We start from the raw sequence: 19884 nt of genomic DNA, 5'->3' as shown, positions 1-19884 counted from the left end.
TCGCTTTCACCTCCCCAGGCTCCGGCTCCCTCTTGCCTTTAGGTGAGGGGGATGAGGGGAGAGGTTGGCTCTTATTCGCCCAATAGAGCGCGTAGTTTCCCTCGTGGAGCGCCACTTTGCCGTTGCCCTCAAACGCTAGCGTGTGATCCGTGACGGCATCTAAAAGTGCACGGTCGTGACTGATGACAAGAAGCGTACTGGGAAAAGACTTGAGCGCGTCGGTGAGGGCGTCACAACTCCAGACATCTAAGTGGTTGGTGGGCTCGTCAAGAACTAAAAGATTGGCGGGGGAGAGCACCATCAGCGCCATGCGCAGCTTGCTCCGCTCGCCGCCCGAGAGCGCCGAGATTGGCTTGAAGACATCGTCGCCTGTGAACAGAAATTTTGCTAAGTGACTGCGCGCCTCGGCAATGTTCAGGCCCGCCCTTTCATAGAAAGCTTCGAGCACGATCTCGGCGCCTTCAAAGTCATCCTCGTCTTGTCGGTGCACGGCGACCGTGACACCGTGCCCAAACTTTAGGTAGCCACTGTCTAGGGCTTGTTCGCCGAGAAGCAGCTCAATGAGAGTTGTCTTGCCCGTCCCATTTGGCCCCACAATCCCGATTTTTTGGTCGCGGCGTAGTATGAAGTCCACTTTATCGAGAATCGGCTGCTCGCCAAATTTCTTGCTCGCCTTCTCCGCTACCACGACATTTTCTCCACTGCGCCCCGACGTGGCAAGCTTTGCCTTCACGCCCTGCGGGTCAGAGTCGGGTCTCTCAAGCCTCTCTAATCTATCCAAGCGTTTCTGGCGGCCCATGGCGATGCGCGTGTTCTGCCCCGCCTTATTGCGCCTTATGTACTCCTCGGTTCGTGCAATTTCGGCCTGCTGGCGCTGGTAGAGTTCCAACTGCTCGGTACGCACGCGCTCGCGCTTCTCTTTGTAGAACGTGTAGCCACCGCTGTAGGGAGTCGCACCCGTGGCTTCGACATCCCAGATGGCGTTAGCAGTGTTCTCTAAAAAGCGCCGGTCGTGGCTCACAAGAAGCACGGCGCCGGGGAAGCGCTGCAAGAAGCCTTCGAGCCACTCCACAGCGCGAATGTCTAAGTGGTTTGTCGGCTCATCGAGCGCCAGTACATCCGGTGTGGTGGCGAGTAGCTTCGCCATTGAGAGACGCGTCTTCTCGCCGCCCGAGAGCACCGATACCGGTTTGTCCCAGTCTTTTTCGGGCAAGCCCATCGCCTCCAAAGACGCCAGCAGCGATGCCCTGGCCGCCTCGCCTCCAGAGAACTCGTAGCGATCCTGCGCCGCACCGAGCGCATCGAGCAAGTCCTCACTGTCCGGCTCACTGGCTAGGGCTAGTTCTGCCTCGCGCAGCCGCGTCTCCGCATCGGCCACGCTCGCCAGCGCCGTCTCCGCCTCTTCGAGAATTGTGTTGGAGTCATCGAGACGTGCGATCTGCGAGAGATAGCCAATCCGAATTCCGCGAGCGACACTCACTTTCCCTCGCGTCGGCTCCTCGATGCCTAAGACAAGCCGCAACAGTGTCGTCTTCCCACCGCCGTTCTTCCCCACTATTCCGACTTTTTCCCCCCGCGCCAGCCGCAGCGAGATGCCATCAAGAACCGTGTCCGGCCCGTAGTCTTTCCCTAAATCCGTGATTGTAATGAGGCTCATGCAGAGCGCATTTTACCGTGAAATCAGCCGGGTAGGGGGAAGCGGGTAACCCGTAACCAAGCTGCCATTCCCGACGTATAAGAAGGCTGTGATTTCAGTGGTATTGATTTTTATTCTGAGCGACTAATCTATTTACTTTCTGGCACGATTCTTGCTTGAATTACGAAGTGGTGAGGAGAGTAGAAATGAGAAAAATTCTAGGGCTGGCGATAGTGCTATCGCTATCGGGTACGGTTTGGGCACAGAGTTTCACGGTGGTTCCCACGGCGGCGGTGGGCGTGGACGGAAACTCGGGGACGAATACCCCGATTCGGAGCGTGGCAAGGACACTACAGGTCATTTTGAGCGCGTCTGAGCTCGGCGGGATCTCAGTGGGCGATACGCTTGAAGGAATTGCGTTTCGATTAGACAACACAGAGATAAGCCAGCCACCGTTTGATCTGAACTTTGCAAGCTACGATATTTTCTTAGGGCAGGCGGCACTCACTCCCACAACGATGTCCTCGACATTTGCGGATAACTACCTTGGCGGAACACGCGTGCAGATGCGAAACGGAAGTCTCATGATAGCTCAGGGATCTCTGCCATTTGGGGGTAATCCCAACAGTTTTGGGCCGCAGATAGTCTTCAATTTGAGTGGGGGGAAATATACCTATGTCGGCGGAGATCTGGTTCTTGAACTTCGGCACACGGGTAATGCTGCATCGGATTTCCAGCTAGATGCCTCCCTCAATAATGCCGTTGCCGCTGCTCGGGTTGGTAATACCAGCACCGCTACTATCGAGGATGCAACACTGGGGCCGCGTGTCCCGGTGATGCGCCTTCAGTTCACCAGCATGGCTCCCGAACCAGGAAGCTTGGCGCTATTAGGCCTCGGTGCGGGGATCGGCCTACTGGTGCGCCGCCGGACGTGTCAGGCGTAGCCGCCAGACCAGCCCGACGGCTTCAAAGACGATCCGTTTGCTCATCTTGGAGACTCCGTCTATACGGTCGGTGAAGACGATGGGCACTTCAGTGGCTTTGAAGCCTGCCTGAAGCGCACGCCAGGTCATCTCGATCTGAAACGAGTAGCCATTGGAGCGTATCTCGGGCAAGTTGACGGCTTCCAGTGCTGCACGTCGCCAGCACTTGAAGCCCCCGGTGAGATCCTGAAGCGGAAGTCCCAGAATCGTGCGCGCGTAGAGACAGCCGCCGCGTGAGAGAATGCGGCGGCCCGCCCCCCAGTTGACGGTTCCGCCTCCGGGCACATAGCGTGAGCCAATAACCAGGTCCGCATCGGCAGCCAGCAGGCGGGGCACATCGCACGGGTTGTGGGAAAGATCGGCGTCCATTTGCACCAGGCGGTCATAGTCTCTCGCGAGTCCCCAGGTGAACCCTGCAACATAGGCGCGCCCCAGCCCATCTTTGGTGGTCCGATGTAGCACGTGCACCTGGGGGTCGCTCGCCGCTAGGCCATCCACGAGGGAACCCGTTCCGTCTGGTGAGCCATCGTCCACGATGAGAAGATGCGCCTCAGGGACATTCTGGCGTAGCTGGGTTACCAGGGTTACTACATTTTCTTTTTCGTTATAGGTCGGAATGACGATCAGCGTAGACTCAGACATAAGGCCTTAGTATACCTGGTTACGATACAATGGCATACCATGCGGATTGATGAACTCTTCGGGCGTGCACGTCCTACTATCTCCTTCGAATTTTACCCTCCCCAGAATACCGCCGGAGCGGAGACACTTTTTCAGACCATCCACCAGCTTCAGGCACTCAAACCTGATTTTATCTCTATCACCCGAACAGGCGGAGGAACCGAGCAGACTTTGGAGCTGACGCTGCGTATCCAAAGAGAGCTGGGAATTCGCACGATGTCGCACCTGACGTGCTTGCACCATAACCAAGACGAGATGCGTGCCCACCTGGAGACTCTCTGGGAAGGGGGCGTCCGCAATGTCCTAGCGCTTCGCGGTGACCCCGAGAACGGCCAGTTGGTCTTCAAAGCGCCCAAAAACGGGTTTGCCTATGCCAACGAGCTAGCAAGCTTTGTCGCCGCACACCACAACTTCTGTATCGGTGTGGCGGGCTATCCCGAGGGGCATCCGCAGTGTCTCAACCCGACACGTGATATCGAGACACTCAAGGCAAAGATAGATGCGGGAGCCCGCTTTATTATCACTCAGCTCTTCTTCGAAAATGCTGACTTCCTGCGCTGGCGGGATGCATGCCGTGCCGCGGGAATCACCGTGCCGATTCTAGCGGGGGTGATTCCCATTGAAAATGTCGCCCAGATCAAGCGTTTCGTCACACGCTGTGGTGCGAAGATCCCACAGGAGCTACTATTAACCCTGGAGGCTGTTGAGGCCGATCCTACCACCGTTTACGACGTGGGAATCGGCCATGCAATCGCGCAGTGTCAGGAACTACTGGCAGAAGGGGCAGAGGGGCTGCACTTCTATACGCTCAACAAGAGCAAGGCGACGGCACAGATCTGTGCCGAACTCTCGCGCTAGGGGAGATTAAGCTATCACCGCTGGTAGATGACATTTTTGAGTAGCACGGACTCCAACAGATCGGTCTTGCCATCGTAGAGGAGGAAGGCGTACTTAGCGAGCGGGGCGTGCTGCGAAAAGATCAGTGATGCAAAGGCCTTGCGCCGTGCTCGCTCGTCTTCGTACTCGATTTTAGAGTCGTTAAACCCAGCGAGGATTGCTTCCGCTGCCGCTTTAAGTGCCTCTGCCTCTGTACGCCGAAGTTTATAGAGGGCGAAGTGCTCTTTGGCCTTGACAATGATCTCGAAGTCCCAGCCCGCTTTTGCGAGCCCCGCTTCTAACCCTATCTCGTCGGTGATGCCACCGTCTAAAACAAAGCGGACAATGCTGTCGTAGGTCATGTGCCAGCGCAGGGCGTGCTGGGCAAAGTACCACGCCGACTTAATTTTTAGTAGGGTCTGGCCATCCCCCGAGCGCACGACGACACCTTCTGCATGGTTCCAGTCCTGCACAAGCGAGAGAACTTCATTGATGGCACCGGTCTTGGCCCAGTCGTAGGTCTCGACCAGGCGCAGGCCCAGCTGCATGGCGAGAGACTTGAGCTCGGCAAACGAGAAGTAGCGGAATGGGTCATGCGCGACCGCCCCAAGAAAGATCAAGTCGTCCTCGCCTTCGTAGCGCACGACGATCTGGTTCGCTTTCCCGACGTACTCAAAGAGCAGGGAGCCGTGAGGAAAGAGCATTGGATCGAGAAGGCCGGGGTACTTGGCCTGCGCGACTAGCTCGGCGGCCCTACCGTACTCGCCGCCGTCATACGAGCCGCGCGTACGCAGGAGGATTTGACCGTCCGATAGGACGGAACGGATGAGTAGTGACCCGTCGTGCTTGTGCGTGATCACGGCCTTGCCCGATGCAAGCTCCCGCGCGATCACGCTGTCGTGCGCTGGCCACTCGCCCTGATTGAAGAACTTCGGCCAACCGACCGAGACGATACTTCCGTCCGCGTCGAGCACGGCGGATCGGAACCGTAGCTCCTCCTCCGCCCACTCGTACTTGTTGCGTGCAGGATGCACCAGCACGTGGTCGTTCTCCGCTGCATGCGTCAGAAAGCCGCTCTTGTTTAGCTTGGTTAGTAGCGCTGCCCGATTCATTGTCGCGACTCTCCCCTTCTCTCTCCCGTAGCTCCGTCAGCCCGGGGACATCCTCTACATAGTGATATCGGACCAGCAGCTCAAGCATTGCTAACATTTTTCTCTCCTCTCATTTTCTCTCCACACTTCGTTCTTATCTACTCCTAAGAGCAGGTCAGACCAGGAAAAGTCACGAGGTTGCGCAAATATTCACAGTCTCTATTTTCTGACGACCCGACCGCTGGAATCCGCGAACTCTATCGCGTACGGCTCTCGGTGTGCTAAACGGCTTCCAGTGCCTCTTTTGTGACACGGTGCCGGTAGGCAAACATCTGGATAAGCTGTCGGCGAATAAAGAGCATATTGGCTAGTCTGCCCAGCAGTCCCAGCGGGGGCATGTACGTGATCGTGTCTACCAGCCGACTCTGGTTTGGCCCAAGGGCTTCAAACCGATGCTCATGCTCCCAGAGCGCAAACGGCCCGTTTCCCGGCACCTGGCGATCCACAAAGCGAGACGGCGGCTCGTAGTGAGTGAACTCACAACGCCAGCGCAACGGCAGATAGATTGGTGGCTGAGAGACAATCAGTGTAAACACGGCCCCCGTGAAGAGCTTTTCGGGAGGATTGAGCAGACGTACTTTCGTTCCGGGCGGTGTGATCCGTGTTAGTGCGTCCGTACTATCGTGAAAGCGCCAGAGTGCCTCCTGCGACGTGCTCATTTCAGTAGAAAAAGTCAGTGTGTACATCCGCCTGAACAACGGTGTTGGGTCATCCCGCGTTCCCTTTTTCTAAAGTTCGATCCGCATGCAGCCAACTATTAGAGCTATCAACTATATTTGGGAAGGGTGACGATGCGCATTATTATTAAACCGCTTGGAATGGTCTGTATCGCCGTTGTTTTGGGGGGAGCCTTTGCCGCCGTGGCACTCCGAAAACCTGGCGGGATGGCTTTGAAAACTGCCGGGGGAAATCCGTCCTCAGCACAGAATTTGGTTTCTTCGACGAAGTGGAAATTTTATACGGAAAAAGGTGCTGTAGGCAATATAGCAACCCTCTCAGAGAAAGTCGGGGGCGCCTCACTAACGGGAATGAAAGTTGTCACCGATCAGCCCGGGTTACAGGCATGGAATGTGGGGGTCTCGAATGCACTGGGCGTGGCCTTCAAGAATGGGGAGAAGCTCCAGTTGCGTTTTTGGGGACGCTCCTCCTCACGCTCGCAGATCACGATCATCCTACAGCGCAATGTGCCCGGCTTTCCAGACTGTTTTAAGCGGACTATTGCTCTGACCTCAGAGTGGAAAGAGTACCAGTACGAGATCGTGACAACCACCATGGCGCAGTGGGAATCTATGATTGCGATCCACACGGGTTTTCGTGCTGGGGCAGTGGAACTGGTTGGCGCGGAACTCGTTCGCACGTGAAAATTCAACTTGAGACCACCAGTGGGGGCCTACTTGCTGCCCTTGGTGTGTTCGCTGGGGGAGCACTACTGGTGCGGACGCGTGAGCCAATCCGGGTAACCACACCTGCCTCTCACACGGTCACAAGCCCTGCCCCCGCACTCGTGCCTCCACCCAACGCCGCTGGCCTCGCGACGTTCGCAGAGGAGTTCAACGGTAGCACACTGAATACCGACAAGTGGATTGACTCGTACCCGGATGGGGTGAGAACGCACTCCAACCATGAGCAGCAGTACTACTCCACAAACGGCTACACGCTCCGTGAGGGCAAGCTCATCTTCATTGCCCGTCGTCAAGCGGCGGGTGGGATGCCTTATACCTCCGGGATGGTCGCCTCCTACGGTAAGTTTTCTCAAAAGTATGGCCGTTTTGAGATTCGTGCGAAGTTTCCTAAAGGCAAAGGACTCTGGCCCGCCTTCTGGCTCTTGCCGACAAACAAGGCTTGGCCACCAGAGATTGATATTCTGGAGTTCCTGGGACACGATCCTACCTGTGTTTATTTTACTAACCACTGGCGCGCCAGCTCTGGAAGCGTTCCTAACCAGCAAGGACGGCTCCGTGGCCCGGATTTCTCCAAAGATTTCCACACATTCACCCTGGTCTGGAAGCCTGATGCGCTGATCTGGAGTGTGGATGGGGTGGAGCAGTTTCGCACCCGTGAGCATGTCCCCCAAGAGCCCATGTACCTTCTGGCGAATCTGGCTGTCGGCGGCGACTGGCCCGGTTTCCCAGATAAAACCACGCCCTTTCCCGCTCAAATGGAGGTTGACTACATTCGTGCGTGGCAACTGTGACAAAAGCGAGAAAAAATCTGGCACTATTACCGATAAGTATTCATCATAGAGTATGGAATCATGAGAGGTAACTCTGATCCTTTTTGAGGAAGATCTAACACACTATGCTGAAACGACGACATTTTCTCGCGGTTTGTTTACTGGCCACCTGTGCAGCCGCCGTACCTGCAATCCTGGCACAGAGCGGAGAGCTACTCGTGGACGATCAGGGCTGGGCTCTGGCCACCACAAATGCGATGGATGGGACGATGGAGGTGCTGACCGATGGGGGTTCCCATCCCCCTATCTATGAAATCAATGTTCTACGTCCCGGCAACGGGGTCTATGATCTGCATCTGGAAAAACCAGTACCCGCCGATGTTCTCGCCGCGAATAAACCGTTTGTGCTTCGTTTCAAGGCGCGTGCAGGAAGGCCCCGGAAGATCCGAACGGCGCTGCAAGATGCTCAGGCGGAGCCTTGGGCCCATGAGGTCGCCCTGACGAAAGACTGGCAGGAGTTTCGGCTTCCCGTTAAGACGGATTCCATCCCGAAATCGCCCGCCGTCATGGCCTTTCAGGTTGGGGGAACCAGTGGCGAAGTTATCATTACGGACATAAAGCTAGAGCGCTCGTGACCCATCTCGCCAGAGCCAGCGCAGTGCATCGGGGAGAGCTGCCCGTCCGTGGCGGTCGCCGTGGAAGCCATTGCCAAAAACAAACTTGTAGTCGTAGCTGCCAAAGGCGAGGGCTTTTGCCATCTGCTGGTTGGAGAGGGGCCAGTTGCCCGCCTTGTTATCCAGGTCATTGGCACCGTCTTGTAGGTACACCCGAATCGGCTTGGGCTCGCCTTTCTGGTCCCAGCCGCGCCTGTCGCGGATAATCGCCGGGTAGGTATTTCCCCCCGCGACACCCGTCGGTCCGCCCTGTAGGTTCGTGAAGCTTCCCACCCAGCTCAAGACTTTGGAGAACTGGTCGGGGCGCTCCCAGGCCAGCGTGAAGGCGCAGATCCCGCCGCTGGAGATTCCCGCCACCATCCGCCCCGCCGCGTCTTTTCGGAGGTTGTAGCTCCGGCTCACTTCTGGCAGGATCTCGTCCACGATGAGCTTGGAGAAGCGGTTCGAGACCGTGTCGTACTCCACGGAGCGGTTGTTGCCATTCCAGCCGTTGACAGGCGTCTCGTCGCCCTTGTGGCCCGGTGCGATAAAAATCGCGAGGGAGACGGGCAGCTCGCCTTTGTGGATCATGTTGTCCAGCACGACCGGGACGAAGTCTTTGTAGGAGTGGCCGTCCATGAAGAGCATCACGGCGGCGGTCTTGCTGGCATCGTACTGCGCGGGCACGTAGACCCACCAGTTACGCACCGTCCCTTCGTAGACCTTGCTTTTCCAGGCGGACATCTGTGTCAGCTTGCCCTCAGGGACGCCGGGCTGCTTCTTGCTCTCCGGTGGGCTCGTGTAGACTTCCAGCTCCCCGCCACCCCGCGCCTTGCCCCCGACCTCGAACTTCCAGCGGGTGCCAAAGCCCTCGGGAAGCTCCGCCGCTGCCGCCCAGATCGTCGAGCCGCTAATGGGCTTGAGTGCCAGCGACCACGCGCCATCGTCGCTGACCAGCTTCGGCTCCGGCTCACCCTCGGCTAGCTCTATTGCAAACACCACTTTGAGCTCGTCGGTCTTGAGCGCCCCCCGCTTGAGGTTCTCGGCTCCGAACCACTTGCGCAGGGGCTCGGCCAGGCTCGCGCTTGGTTTCGCGGCACTCAGGGCTGTACGGAAAGTGTTGATATTCATAGGCGGCTGCGCCGGTGAAGCCAGCGCGATCAAAGGAAGAAAAGGAAGAAGTAACATAATGCCCCTCAGTTCGGCACAAGGGTACAGTTTCCCTCTTAGTGATCTGTCAAGCGGGCCTGATCAAAGAAAATCGTCACGCGCTCCAGGTGTCCGACATTTTGCGACGCGATCACGAGCAGGTTCTTCGTGAGCTGCTGCGTGAGAGTCTGCCGCGCCGTCTTCCCCGCCGACTTCTCCGCACTCACAGTTCCCTTCTTGGTGAGCTGCCCCGTCCGTGCCGCCACAAAGCCACTTTGCAGTGCCGCCGCATCTGTTGCCAGAGTATTGCCCAGCGCTGCCGTGTGCCGCTGCGCCGCCAAGACAAAGCGTGTCATGAGAGGCTCGATCTGCTCCAGCGAGGCGCGGGTGTACTCGCTCAATCCGGCTGGAAAGAACTCTAAATACCCTGGTGTCAGCTTGTTGCCGCCGAGCGCATCGCGGATCACTCCCTCCTTGCGGGTAACAAACTGTCCAAAGGCCGTCTTTGCCTGCGCCATGGTCTGCGTCATTCCCGTGCGCTGATTGCTCGCGGTGTCCTCGCGTTGTGTGGCTTGCGCGAACACATCAAACGCTGTCTGAGTGGCAGTACGCATCGCCGACAAGCTTCCATCGGTGTTGGCAGCGCTCAGGCGATCCAGATGGTCTTCTGCAAACGACAGAAGCTCGCTGTCGGCGATCTGACGATTGTCAAAGGGGTCTGCAAAGTAGGTTTTCAAGTTTTTCATCATCGTCTTCCTCAGAGCAGGGCAATCTCCTGAAATTGTCACTGGCTCTTGCTCTCTGACAAAGCACTCTGATAAAAGTTGCACCTGCCTTTGCTGTGTCGCAAAGACTAATGAGCAAATGTGCAAGGTGGCTCGTTGAACAACGAAGGCACGTGAAAATTTCGAAACTATTCTTTGTTGCCTGACGGATGGCCGTTTTGGTTTCGTGCGGACGGGTTTGGACGGATATGTGTCGGCGGCTAAATGGGCCCGCTGTTGCGACAAGACCCATAAATGGGCCTGATTCAGGTACGGGGGCGGCGGTGATCTGTGAGGATAGAGAGGCCAAGCCCAAGCACGATCTGAAGTGCGATGCCCGTTTTGTTGACAATCCAGTGGCGTTCCGTCATCTCATAGTCGCCCAGATGACCACCAGGCTCTTCGGTCGTTCTTGGGGAACTCCAGACAGGACGATAGGTAGGAAGATAGCCGAACCACTCGCGGTCAAGCTGGTTTTTGTGGTAACCAGCAGCGAGCTTTGTCCCAGCGCTCCAGGTACCGACCTCGCGCCACGGTGGCACAAGAAGCGTCAGTGTGACAATCGCAGACGTGATCCAGAAGCTTTGTCGCGTTATGAGGGAAATTAGGAGTCTCGGCATGGGATCAAGCCTCGTTTTCGGTTTCTTGCTCCTGCATCGCTTGTGTCTGAAATGTCAGCAATTTACCACCGCCTTCGACGAGCAGGTGGTACTTGTGCCAGACATTGTCCTCGGGGCCGTTGTAGATACGCTTACCGCACCAGTTCACTGGGAAACTTGTACCCTCTTTGCCGTCGTGGTGGGGATAGGTGATTTGGAAAGCCATCGGGTCGAAGCCATCTAGCTCGGCCATCTCCCATTGCCCGCCTTGCTTGCGCCGAATCACCTCGCCGACATAGACCCCAAAGCGCAGTGCCTGCCGGGCAATGGCCTCGTCTGTGAGCGGAGTCCTGGCATGCTGCTCATGAAGCCTCCCCAGAATCTCCTCAACTTTCATCACCGATTTAGGGCTGTAGTTGAGAGTCACGCCGAACTCGGTCTTGGCATTTTGAACCGCAAACGCCGCAATATCTGCCATCGCCGCCGCAAAGCCCTCGGGAGTTTTAACGGCTTCATCAGGCGGAAGCATTTTCTTTCGCCGTGCCCCGCGCCAGATTGCCCGAAGCACCAACATCGAAAAGCACAACAGAATCGCGGGGATGAGCCAGGAAGGGAGCACGTCAGCCGTCTTCCTTCTTGCCCGGTTGTTGCGTTTGATACTCTTTGAAGAGGCGATCAAACTCTTTACCTTTTTGATCGAATTGTTTGAACCACTGGTTTGCAAGTGACATAACAATTGCCATGGGAATCAGGCCGATTCCGAATCCGAAGTCTGCGGTCACACCAATCAGGCTTACGATTGCTGCCAAGGCAAGAACTGCTGCAACAATGGCTTTTGGTTTCCCAGCATGATCCAGAGCTTGGTGCTGTTTGGCAGAGGAAGCCTCCTGGATACCATCCGGGTGCATATTTAGGAAATTGGTAACGCTTTTATCAAGGGACTTTAATAGATAGGCAGCCCCTGTGGTGCTGGCAAGAAACAGGCAGAGCCAGAGCATTTTACCTCCATTAGTATGGCGAACCCGCCGTCACAACCAGGCCCATTTATGGGTCTTGCCGCAACAGCGGGCCCATTTATGCGCCCGGAATTATAAAGCCGCGATGATCGCGTCGGCCATTTCGGCGGTACCGACGGCGGTGGGGTCGTTGCGGTCGGGTTTCATGTCGTAGGTGACATGGGTTCCTTCGGCGATGACCTTCTTGATCGCGGCCTCCAGACGGTCGGCGGCGGCATCTTCTTTCAGGTACTTGAGCATCAAGTAGCCCGAGAGAATCAGCGCGGTGGGGTTCACTTTGTTCTGATTTTTATACTTTGGCGCGGAGCCGTGGGTCGCCTCAAAGAGCGCACAGTCTGCTCCGATATTGGCACCCGGCGCAACACCTAAACCGCCGACGAGGCCAGCGCCTAGATCGGAGAGAATATCGCCGTAGAGATTGGGCATCACAAGAATGTCATAGTTTTCGGGCTTCTGCACGAGCTGCATACACATCGCGTCCACCAGCCACTCGTCGTAGACAATCCCAGCAGCTTTTCCGGCACAGTCGGCCATCGTCGGGTCGGGCTGGGCAGGGAGCGGTGTGCCGGGCGCGAACGTGGCTCCGTAGGCGGCGGCGACTTCGCGAGCGATCTTGTAAAACATGCCGTCGGTGTACTTCATGATGTTGGCCTTGCAGACCGCCGTCACTTTTTTCCGGTTGTTCTCGATGGCGTACTCAAACGCAACTTTAATAATCTGGCGCACGCCGGTCACCGAGAAGGGCTTGATCGAGATCGCGGAATCTGAGCGAATCTTGCCACCCGCCATCTTGATGATTAAATCGGCCTCCTCGCTGCCCAAGTCGTACTCGACTCCGGCGTAGAGGTCCTCGGTATTCTCGCGGACGATCACAATATCAATGTCATCGTAGCGGGAGCGGACACCCTCGTAGGTCTTGCAGGGGCGGATACAGGCGTAGAGATCTAGCTCTTTGCGCAGGGCGACATTCACGGATCGGAATCCGGTGCCAATGGGCGTGGTAATCGGGCCCTTGAGCGCCACTTTATTCTTACGGCACGATGCGAGTACGTTATCGGGAAGCGGCGTTCCTGCCGTCTCCATGATGTCCACGCCCGCCTCAACCACATCCCAGTTAAACGACGACCCACTGGTCGCCACGGCTGCCTCTAAAACCCGCCGCGTTGCCTCAACCAGCTCCGGGCCGGTCCCGTCTCCACGAATCAGTGTCACATTATGAACTGCCACAATTTGCTCCTAAAAAGTTTCGTTGCCCGCGTGTTGCGAGCCTTCAGGAGGCATTGTACCAAATCAGACGAAGAGTTGGCGCAGAGGAAGTGCAAATCCGGGCAAAGACTCCAGGTCGCTCAGCGTGTCGGCTACCGTCAGAACCTGAGGTGCTTGTTCAAGCCGATGGACACTCAGACGCTTCGTGCGCGGCTCCAGATGAAGTGCCACCTGAACCCCGAAGCTCAGCCAGAGCGCAATCTTATCCGCCATCTCCTTTGCCGTATCACCGGGAGAGCGCGTCTCCAGCACTAGATCGGGAACGAGAGAGACATAACCTGCGCCGGGTTCTCCACTCAGCCTCGCTTTTTTAATGAAGGCAAAGTCGGGTGCGAGCACTGTGTCCGGGTTGCGCGAGAGCCGAAAACCCGTCTCGGCGGCATAGCCGCGTCCCAGATCATGAAGACGGATGAAGTAATTCAGCTCGGTAGCCAAATCCATCGTGTATGCGCCGTGCGCATCGCCAGCGGGGGCCATTTTTCTCAGTTTTCCTCGGAGCAGTTCATAGCGTAGCGGGGCAGGGAAGGCCGCCAGCTCTTCGGCTGTTGTCCAGCGAGTATTGGGAGCAGACATGGCGTATTGTACCAAACCTCTATCCGAATTGAGCTTCTGCCGAAGATAGAAACATGCGTCTGAAAACTGTTGTTGCCCAAGAGAGCGCTGTGCGCTACACCGTCCCGCTCACTGCCACCAGCACGCCTTTGAGGATTCCCATATCCATCGAGGAAACGTGCCAGCCGAGTACGCTCAAGAAAGTAACCCCCCCCCTTGTCCATCCTAAGCGCCTCGCTGTGATTTCCGGTGTCTTTTTGCTGAGCATCGGCACGCTGCATCTGCTCACTGTCAATGAGTTACCGGTCTTTCCGAAGCCACCAAGTGCGCTGCTACACCGGCCTCTGAGCCGTGGTGCCTCCGACTATCTGACGGCGGCAAAGAGCCTGACTAGCTCCGATGTCTATCAAGGAACCTGGACACTGCAACTGCACCGTCAGTTGGTTAAAGACAACCAGCTTCCGCTTACTCTGATCCATAAAGCGGCTCAGCAAAAACAGAGCAATGAGTTTCATCTACGAAGTGATGTCACTCAGCTCCTCAAGGCGGAGTTTGTTGTTGCACGGGCCGATAGCAAGCGGGCTCAGGCAGTGGCAGCGCTCACGGATTTTGTGCGGCTGCACTCGCTGAACGCTCGGAGCGCAACGGACACGATCTTCATTCACCCACGAGTGCTGAGCTGGCTTGGGGAGGCGCTGAAGCAGGGGAAGTTTTCGGTGGCAGAGAGTGCACCGCTCCGGGAAGCCTTGAGCGATGCGCTCACCGTGGAGCCGAACTGGCGCGGCTTTGCTGCAAGCGCGAAGTACCGTGCCGCTGTGAATGAACTCCCAACACTCTTGGAGGGGCGGCCTATCTCCGCCTACGAGAGCCGCTACACTGCCAATCCTGACAAGCTAAACTGGGACAACCTAGTCAATGGCCGCAAGCTGGGGCAAGCTCTGAGCCAGGCTCAGCGCCAGGGCGCAATCCTACGCTACGGCTCGCAGGGGATCGTGGACTCGGGGACGGCCTATCTCGATGCGCTGGAGAAGCAGGTTCTCGGCGAGCAGGTCACTCTGCCGCCGCTTCCACAGATTCCTGGCGCGGAGTTTCTGGGTGGAGAACTCAAGCAAATACCCGAAACACGGAAGTTATTTGGGGAGTGCCAGAAGTATCTCCAGGAGCTTCTCCAGAGCCTGGGAGTGCAGATGTATCAGGGCAGAACTCTTCTCTCTGGAATGATTGGGGGGCTCTGTGAAGGAATTGCGATGGCCCCCGCCGAGCGCACCGTGGCGCATCTTACGGCTGCGCAGGCCCGTGCAGCAGCCACGCGGCTGGAGAGCCTGATGGCGAAGCGCACAACACTAGAACAGGTGCTTGCCGATGAGTTAGCGACCACACAGGAGCAGCTCCGGTACTACGCTGACCCACGGGCGCAAGAGCAGTTTTGGGGGCGGATTCCAATCGTACGGATTACCAATGAGGCTATGATCCAGCGCTACCAGCAGGTCATGGAGCAGTTTCGAACCGAGGCCACTCAGCCTTTCCAGAAATTTCGACAAGGCAGCGACTTCTCTGCAAATCCCTACGATCCCCTGATGATTCTTGCGGCTCAAAATGTGCCAAATGTCATACGTGCCTCAACGACTTACACATGGCGCACTGTGCTTGCGCGAAGGCTTCTACTCAAGCTGACACTTCACGCATGGCAGAAAGAGCACCACGGGGTGTTCCCTCAAAATCTTTCCGAACTGGTGACACAAGGCTATCTGAAGGCGCTCCCCGCCGACGCTTTCTCAACGTCCGGCCACGATGATTTTCGCTACGACCCCGCAACGAGCAAGGTCTGGAGTGTGGGCTGGGATGGAACTGATCAACACGGTGTGGGGGATGATACTGTCACGACGCTCTTTGGGGCATGAAGTGTCTTCCCTTTGCTGGGTAGAATAAGCGAGGGGACTACGAAATGGTCATTGCAAGTAAGCGACGCATGCCGATTTTCGCGGCGCTGGCAGCGGGAATTCTGACGGTGGAGTGGGGGATTTCCCACTCTCTCGCATTTTCCAAAGAGAGCCTTTTGCCCTACGCAGTGCTGGCTGATCTGGTGGTTATTCTGCCCATGGTCTACTACTTTCTTGTGCTGCGTCCCACCAAACGAGCACCTCTGGAAGCCGCTCCCGTGGCTGTTATTGGCTCGCTGATCGCTGCTGTCTTGCTCACGGCACGGCACGAAGTGGCAGATCTGGTGCTCTGGTCGGGGATTCTGGCAGAGCTTGCGGTACTGGTCTTCTTGGGGCAGAAACTTCACACTGCCGCCCACCAGTTCAATGCAGCAGGGAGAGCAGACGATCCCTTGCTCCGCCTGGAGGCCATGCCCGAGCGCTGGGTGCGCCTGCTGGGGTTGGAGCTGATCGTACTCTACTTCGCTTTTGTCGGGCCACGTGTGCGCCGCACGAGGGCTGAAAACGAGTTTGGCTACACCGAGAAAAGTGGCGTGGGGGGGCTGCTCTTTGCGCTGGGCTTTGTCACCGTGGTCGAGGGGTTACTGGTGCATGTTCTCCTACGCCAGTGGCATCCGGTGGCGGGCTGGATCTTCACGGGGCTCCATGTCTACACGCTACTGTGGCTCGCCGCCGCCTACCAAGCGGCTCGCTTGCGTCCAGTTGTGGTATTTACGGACACCCTGCTCTTTCGTTTTAGCTTGCTATGGACGGCAGAGATTCCCCGCAGCAAAATTGCCGCAGTCGAACCTATAAAAACCATGCCCGAAGACAAGACGATTCTTCGGGCGGTATTTGGGGACGAGCCCCAGCTGTTATTGACGTTGACGGAACCCGTCGCTGTGCGGGGGCTGTTTGGTATCTGCAAGCGTGTTTTACAGATCGCGCTCTCTGTGGACGAGCCGGAGAAACTACAAGCAGCGCTTCGTTAAAATCGAACCCCGACACGTAGCCCAAGGCCGCTTGGGTCGTTGTTCTTAATGCGGCTGATAAAGCTATAGTCTGCCTCAATAAACAGCGCGTCTTTCTGGTAGCCCAGACCAACCTTACCGCCAGGGCCGTAGCCTGTGCTGTGCGTGGTTCCACTGGAAATACGCCGCTGGTAGATCCCAACGCCGAGCACTTGATAGATACCTTGGGTTGTGATCGGCAGGATATTTGCTTTCCAGCTCATTCCTAGACCTTGGAGTACAGAGACTCTTGTGACCGCAGCTGCTCCGGTACCAGTGGCTGTCCTGTGGCGGTTTGTGTCCAGATAGATTGAGGCGAGGTTAAGAAATGTACTGCCTTTGAGGTGAGGAGTGTAGGCAAAACTAGTGCTAGCGTGACGGTCGTTGTCGGAACCACCAGGGTAGAAAGAGCCTGCGCTGACGCTGAAGTTTCGGATTGGTTTTGTGCTCTGGGCTAGAGACGGCAAAACAAGAGTGCCAAGCAGAGCGGGAGCACTAAGCAGAGTGAGTAAGAAAATACGTGACATAAAAAAAATAATACCCCCTCTCGCCTTGTTTAGCGAGAGGGGGCTTAGGGGAGTGCTTACCGTCGCGGACGGAAGCGGGCCTTCGGAAGATCGTCGCCGTCTTCTTCCACGGGCTGCACCACGGGGTCGAGAGCGGGCGAGGACGCCGTGACATCTTCACGACGCGGGCCACGGTCACGGTCTCCGCCACGGAAGCCACCGGGGCCACCGCGATCACCACCGGGGCGCGGGCCACGGTCACGGTCTCCGCCACGGAAGCCGCCGGGGCCACCACGGTCGCCACCGGGGCGTGGGCCACGGGGCGGACGACCTGGTTCGGGGCTGGCCGGATCGAAGGGAGTATCGAGGTCACGCGCGGTGGCGTTCACTCGGCCCTGGCTATCAATCTCGGTAATGCGCACTCGGATCGTGTCACCGATTTTGAGATTCTCCTCAGGACGGCTCGGGGGTGGGTCGGAGAGCTGGCTGACATGAACCAGCGCGTCTTTCCCCCCCGGCAGCGCAACAAACGCACCGAACTGGAGGAAGCGCACCACTTCACCATCGTAGACCTCACCCGGAGTGAGAGTCTTGGTCATGCCCTCAATGATGGCACGGGCCGCGTCTCCCGATGTGCCGTCAACGGCGGTGATGTGCACCAGACCGCTCTGCTCAATATCAATCTTCGCACCGGTGTCTGCGGTGATCTTCTTGATGGTCTTGCCACCCGGGCCGATGATCATTCCGATCTGCTCGGGGTCAATCTGCACGGTGATAATACGCGGAGCATACTGGCTTGCTGTCTTGCGGTACTCGGGGATCGCCTCGACAATCTTGTCCAGAATGTAGAGACGGGCCACGCGAGCCTGCTCAAAAGCGTCCACAAAGACGTGGCGTGGGATGCCTTGGATCTTGGTGTCGAGCTGGAGCGCGGTGATGCCCACTGCGGTTCCGGCCACCTTGAAGTCCATGTCACCGGAGAAGTCCTCCATGCCCTGGATGTCCGTGAGCACCGCGAACTTGTCGCCCTCGTTGATCAGGCCCATCGCGATTCCCGCAACCGGAGCCTTGATCGGAACGCCCGCATCCATGAGCGCGAGGGTCGAGCCACAGGTAGACGCCATAGACGTGGAGCCATTGGACTCCATCACGTCCGAGGTCAAGAGTGTCGTGTAGGGCCAGTCCTTGCCTTCGGGAAGCACGGGGATCAGCGCACGCTCCGCAAGCGCACCGTGCCCGATCTCACGCCGCCCCGCGCCGCGCAAAGGACGCGCCTCGCCGACAGAGTAGGGCGGGAAGTTGTAGAAGTGCATGTACTTCTTCTCGCCGTCTTCCTCAAGCGTGTCCACCATCTGCGCATCGCCCGGCGAGCCGAGGGTGAGCGCCGTGAGAACCTGGGTCTGGCCACGAGTAAAGAGCCCGGTGCCGTGTACACGCGGCAGGAGGCCCACTTCGCAGGTGATCTCGCGGATATCTTTGGTTCCACGGCCATCAGGGCGCTTGCCCTCGGTGACAATCAGATCGCGGAGCTGCTCTTTAACGACTTTATCGGCGAGCTCTTTCAGATCGCTGATGTTGTTGGGGTACTCGGGGGTGAGCTTCTCAACGACGCCATTAATCAAGATCGTCAGACCGGCCTCGCGGCTGGCTTTGTCGGGATCTTGCAGGCCGGTGCGCAGCTCAGCGGAGAAGCGCTCGCGGATTACCGCAAGAATCTCTTTGTTGTACTCGTGGAGCTTAATCTCGCGCTTGGGCTTGCCCACCATCTCGCGCAGCTTCTCGATGGCGGCGCACTGGGTCTTGATGACTTCGTGGGCGACATCAAAGGCTTCGAGCATCTTGGCCTCGGTTACCATGTTGGCACCGGCTTCAATCATTAAAATCGCCTTGGCAGTTCCGGCGACAACCAGATCAAGGTCGCTGGCCGCGATGGCGTCCTGGCTGGGGTTGATCAAAAACTCGCCCGCCTCGTTCATTCCGACACGTACACAGCCAATCGGTCCGGCCCACGGAATATCTGAGATATGCAGCGCCGCCGATGCCCCCAGAACGGCGTAGACATCGGGGAGGTTCTCCATCTCAACGGAGAGAGGCATCACGATTACCTGGGTCTCGTTGCGCATGTTCTTGTCGAACAGCGGGCGCAGCGGTCGGTCAATCAGGCGGCAGGTGAGAATCGCTTTCTCGGAAGGGCGGCCACCGCGCTTGACAAAGCCACCAGGGATTTTTCCCACGGCGTACTTTCGCTCTTCGAAGTCGCAGGTGAGGGGAAAGAAGTCGAGGCCACTCTTGGGCTCACCACTCATCGTGGCGTTACAGAGAACGTAGGTATCGCCTACTTTGACGACCACGGAGCCGTTGGCCTGCTTGGCTAACTTCCCCGTTTCAATGGAGACCACGCGACCATCAGGAAGCGTGAACTCTACAGACTGCACGGACATAAATTTATTACTCTTTTCTTACAACGCTAGACGCTAGAGGTGCCCGCTGAGGGGCAGTAGGTGCCCAAAGAGGGCAGAAAAGCACAAAGGGTGCACCGCTTACTTGTCGCGGTGCACCCTTTGTACTCGGGTCGCGAACGCGCCCCTTAAAGCTTTGTGCGGATTGCGAGCCGTTGGCACAGGGTGCGGTAGCGCTCGATATCCGTGTTGGCGAGATAGACCAGCATACGCTTGCGGCGGCCAATCAGCAGAAACATCCCACGGCGGGAGTGGTGGTCTTTTTTATTGATTTTCAGGTGCTCAGTGAGCTGGCTGATACGCGCGGACATCAGCGCAATCTGAACATCCGGAGAACCCGTGTCGCTCTCGTGAGTCTTGTACTCGGCGATCACATTCGCCGTTTTTTCTAAGGGAAGGGGCATGGGGGTTACTAACTCCTCTAAAGGGTTTTTTATAATGAGCCTGCGCTTCCGCCCCCCGGCGGTGAGCCGCACGCCTGTTTCGTACTG

General features: G+C 57.4%; 21 protein-coding genes. 7 read left to right on the top strand and 14 right to left on the bottom strand.

The genetic code is table 11. From position 1 onward, the window contains the following. Positions 1-1657, bottom strand: a 1657-nt coding sequence (locus tag ACH2EH_RS02695; protein ID WP_395138680.1) for an ABC-F family ATP-binding cassette domain-containing protein, incomplete at its 3' end; no start/stop codon positions are given. Positions 1658-1842: 185 nt separating this feature from the next. Between ACH2EH_RS02695 and ACH2EH_RS02690 the strand changes: the two genes are divergently transcribed. After that, complete coding sequence (locus ACH2EH_RS02690; protein ID WP_395138678.1) at positions 1843-2580, top strand: PEP-CTERM sorting domain-containing protein; 738 nt, start codon at positions 1843-1845, stop codon at positions 2578-2580. Here ACH2EH_RS02690 and ACH2EH_RS02685 read toward each other — a convergent pair. After that, positions 2548-3261 (bottom strand): polyprenol monophosphomannose synthase, encoded by a 714-nt coding sequence (locus tag ACH2EH_RS02685; RefSeq protein WP_395138676.1) that lies wholly within the window; start codon positions 3259-3261, stop codon positions 2548-2550. The two genes, ACH2EH_RS02690 and ACH2EH_RS02685, sit on opposite strands and share 33 nt — an antisense overlap. A 39-nt stretch (positions 3262-3300) precedes the next feature. On the opposite strand from ACH2EH_RS02685, the gene metF reads away from it, so the two are divergent. Beyond that, complete coding sequence (metF, locus tag ACH2EH_RS02680) at positions 3301-4158, top strand: methylenetetrahydrofolate reductase [NAD(P)H] (protein WP_395138673.1); 858 nt, start codon at positions 3301-3303, stop codon at positions 4156-4158. 14 nt (positions 4159-4172) lie between these two features. Here metF and ACH2EH_RS02675 read toward each other — a convergent pair whose 3' ends face one another. Then, positions 4173-5288, bottom strand: a complete 1116-nt coding sequence (locus ACH2EH_RS02675; RefSeq protein WP_395138671.1) for an RNA ligase — start codon at positions 5286-5288, stop codon at positions 4173-4175. Positions 5289-5548: 260 nt separating this feature from the next. Next, positions 5549-5986 (bottom strand): cyclase, encoded by a 438-nt coding sequence (locus ACH2EH_RS02670; RefSeq protein ID WP_395138669.1) that lies wholly within the window; start codon positions 5984-5986, stop codon positions 5549-5551. 132 nt (positions 5987-6118) lie between these two features. Here ACH2EH_RS02670 and ACH2EH_RS02665 point away from each other — a divergent pair, with 132 nt between their 5' ends. The 3 genes from ACH2EH_RS02665 (at position 6119) to ACH2EH_RS02655 (ending at position 8135) form a co-directional block, all read left to right on the top strand. Then, positions 6119-6688 (top strand): hypothetical protein, encoded by a 570-nt coding sequence (locus ACH2EH_RS02665; RefSeq protein WP_395138667.1) that lies wholly within the window; start codon positions 6119-6121, stop codon positions 6686-6688. Beyond that, the gene (locus ACH2EH_RS02660) at positions 6685-7521 is read left to right on the top strand and encodes a family 16 glycosylhydrolase (protein ID WP_395138666.1); all 837 of its coding nucleotides are present in this window, start codon (positions 6685-6687) and stop codon (positions 7519-7521) included. The genes ACH2EH_RS02665 and ACH2EH_RS02660 overlap by 4 nt, the downstream gene beginning before the upstream one ends. A 104-nt stretch (positions 7522-7625) precedes the next feature. Then, positions 7626-8135, top strand: a complete 510-nt coding sequence (locus tag ACH2EH_RS02655; RefSeq protein ID WP_395138664.1) for a hypothetical protein — start codon at positions 7626-7628, stop codon at positions 8133-8135. Here the strand turns inward: ACH2EH_RS02655 and ACH2EH_RS02650 are convergent. From ACH2EH_RS02650 to ACH2EH_RS02620, 7 genes are all read right to left on the bottom strand, one after another. Then, positions 8121-9341 (bottom strand): alpha/beta hydrolase, encoded by a 1221-nt coding sequence (locus ACH2EH_RS02650; RefSeq protein WP_395138661.1) that lies wholly within the window; start codon positions 9339-9341, stop codon positions 8121-8123. The two genes, ACH2EH_RS02655 and ACH2EH_RS02650, sit on opposite strands and share 15 nt — an antisense overlap. 38 nt (positions 9342-9379) lie before the next feature. Continuing rightward, on the bottom strand, positions 9380-10051 hold the full coding sequence (locus tag ACH2EH_RS02645; protein WP_395138659.1) for a hypothetical protein: 672 nt from the start codon (positions 10049-10051) through the stop codon (positions 9380-9382). 281 nt (positions 10052-10332) lie between these two features. Further along, a complete protein-coding gene (locus tag ACH2EH_RS02640; RefSeq protein WP_395138656.1) occupies positions 10333-10686 on the bottom strand; it encodes a hypothetical protein in 354 nt (117 codons plus the stop codon). 4 nt (positions 10687-10690) lie between these two features. Further along, complete coding sequence (locus ACH2EH_RS02635; RefSeq protein ID WP_395138654.1) at positions 10691-11284, bottom strand: hypothetical protein; 594 nt, start codon at positions 11282-11284, stop codon at positions 10691-10693. Position 11285: 1 nt separating this feature from the next. Further along, the gene (locus tag ACH2EH_RS02630) at positions 11286-11663 is read right to left on the bottom strand and encodes a hypothetical protein (protein ID WP_309687706.1); all 378 of its coding nucleotides are present in this window, start codon (positions 11661-11663) and stop codon (positions 11286-11288) included. Between the two features lie 90 nt (positions 11664-11753). Next, entirely contained in the window at positions 11754-12908 is a 1155-nt protein-coding gene (locus ACH2EH_RS02625; protein WP_395138651.1) for an isocitrate/isopropylmalate dehydrogenase family protein, read from the bottom strand. 63 nt (positions 12909-12971) lie between these two features. Continuing rightward, positions 12972-13520 (bottom strand): Uma2 family endonuclease, encoded by a 549-nt coding sequence (locus ACH2EH_RS02620; RefSeq protein ID WP_395138649.1) that lies wholly within the window; start codon positions 13518-13520, stop codon positions 12972-12974. Positions 13521-13573: 53 nt separating this feature from the next. On the opposite strand from ACH2EH_RS02620, the gene ACH2EH_RS02615 reads away from it, so the two are divergent. Next, positions 13574-15400 (top strand): hypothetical protein, encoded by a 1827-nt coding sequence (locus ACH2EH_RS02615; protein ID WP_395138647.1) that lies wholly within the window; start codon positions 13574-13576, stop codon positions 15398-15400. Between the two features lie 44 nt (positions 15401-15444). Continuing rightward, positions 15445-16410, top strand: coding sequence for a hypothetical protein (locus ACH2EH_RS02610; protein ID WP_395138644.1), 966 nt, complete (start codon positions 15445-15447; stop codon positions 16408-16410). Here the strand turns inward: ACH2EH_RS02610 and ACH2EH_RS02605 are convergent. From ACH2EH_RS02605 to rpsO, 3 genes are all read right to left on the bottom strand, one after another. Beyond that, positions 16407-16955, bottom strand: coding sequence for a hypothetical protein (locus ACH2EH_RS02605; protein WP_395138642.1), 549 nt, complete (start codon positions 16953-16955; stop codon positions 16407-16409). The two genes, ACH2EH_RS02610 and ACH2EH_RS02605, sit on opposite strands and share 4 nt — an antisense overlap. Positions 16956-17011: 56 nt before the next feature. Then, positions 17012-19375, bottom strand: a complete 2364-nt coding sequence (locus tag ACH2EH_RS02600) for a polyribonucleotide nucleotidyltransferase (RefSeq protein WP_395138639.1) — start codon at positions 19373-19375, stop codon at positions 17012-17014. 146 nt (positions 19376-19521) lie between these two features. Continuing rightward, complete coding sequence (gene rpsO / locus ACH2EH_RS02595) at positions 19522-19797, bottom strand: 30S ribosomal protein S15 (RefSeq protein WP_395138683.1); 276 nt, start codon at positions 19795-19797, stop codon at positions 19522-19524. Positions 19798-19884: the final 87 nt, after the last annotated feature.

The sequence above is a fragment of the Armatimonas sp. genome (assembly GCF_043760365.1).
GTDB lineage: Bacteria > Armatimonadota > Armatimonadia > Armatimonadales > Armatimonadaceae > Armatimonas.
This window is presented reverse-complemented; position numbering and strand designations above follow the sequence as displayed.

Bases quoted from the DNA above. Each gene is read 5' to 3' on its own strand.
- ACH2EH_RS02605 (WP_395138642.1), bottom strand. From the start codon at position 16,955: ATGTCACGTATTTTCTTACTCACTCTGCTTAGTGCTCCCGCTCTGCTT.
- ACH2EH_RS02640 (WP_395138656.1), bottom strand. From the start codon at position 10,686: ATGCCGAGACTCCTAATTTCCCTCATAACGCGACAAAGCTTCTGGATC.
- ACH2EH_RS02610 (WP_395138644.1), top strand. From the start codon at position 15,445: ATGGTCATTGCAAGTAAGCGACGCATGCCGATTTTCGCGGCGCTGGCA.
- ACH2EH_RS02620 (WP_395138649.1), bottom strand. From the start codon at position 13,520: ATGTCTGCTCCCAATACTCGCTGGACAACAGCCGAAGAGCTGGCGGCC.
- ACH2EH_RS02675 (WP_395138671.1), bottom strand. From the start codon at position 5,288: ATGAATCGGGCAGCGCTACTAACCAAGCTAAACAAGAGCGGCTTTCTG.
- ACH2EH_RS02600 (WP_395138639.1), bottom strand. From the start codon at position 19,375: ATGTCCGTGCAGTCTGTAGAGTTCACGCTTCCTGATGGTCGCGTGGTC.
- ACH2EH_RS02650 (WP_395138661.1), bottom strand. From the start codon at position 9,341: ATGTTACTTCTTCCTTTTCTTCCTTTGATCGCGCTGGCTTCACCGGCG.
- ACH2EH_RS02630 (WP_309687706.1), bottom strand. From the start codon at position 11,663: ATGCTCTGGCTCTGCCTGTTTCTTGCCAGCACCACAGGGGCTGCCTAT.
- ACH2EH_RS02665 (WP_395138667.1), top strand. From the start codon at position 6,119: ATGCGCATTATTATTAAACCGCTTGGAATGGTCTGTATCGCCGTTGTT.
- ACH2EH_RS02670 (WP_395138669.1), bottom strand. From the start codon at position 5,986: ATGAGCACGTCGCAGGAGGCACTCTGGCGCTTTCACGATAGTACGGAC.
- ACH2EH_RS02615 (WP_395138647.1), top strand. From the start codon at position 13,574: ATGCGTCTGAAAACTGTTGTTGCCCAAGAGAGCGCTGTGCGCTACACC.
- ACH2EH_RS02655 (WP_395138664.1), top strand. From the start codon at position 7,626: ATGCTGAAACGACGACATTTTCTCGCGGTTTGTTTACTGGCCACCTGT.
- ACH2EH_RS02685 (WP_395138676.1), bottom strand. From the start codon at position 3,261: ATGTCTGAGTCTACGCTGATCGTCATTCCGACCTATAACGAAAAAGAA.
- rpsO (WP_395138683.1), bottom strand. From the start codon at position 19,797: ATGCCCCTTCCCTTAGAAAAAACGGCGAATGTGATCGCCGAGTACAAG.
- ACH2EH_RS02690 (WP_395138678.1), top strand. From the start codon at position 1,843: ATGAGAAAAATTCTAGGGCTGGCGATAGTGCTATCGCTATCGGGTACG.
- metF (WP_395138673.1), top strand. From the start codon at position 3,301: ATGCGGATTGATGAACTCTTCGGGCGTGCACGTCCTACTATCTCCTTC.
- ACH2EH_RS02645 (WP_395138659.1), bottom strand. From the start codon at position 10,051: ATGATGAAAAACTTGAAAACCTACTTTGCAGACCCCTTTGACAATCGT.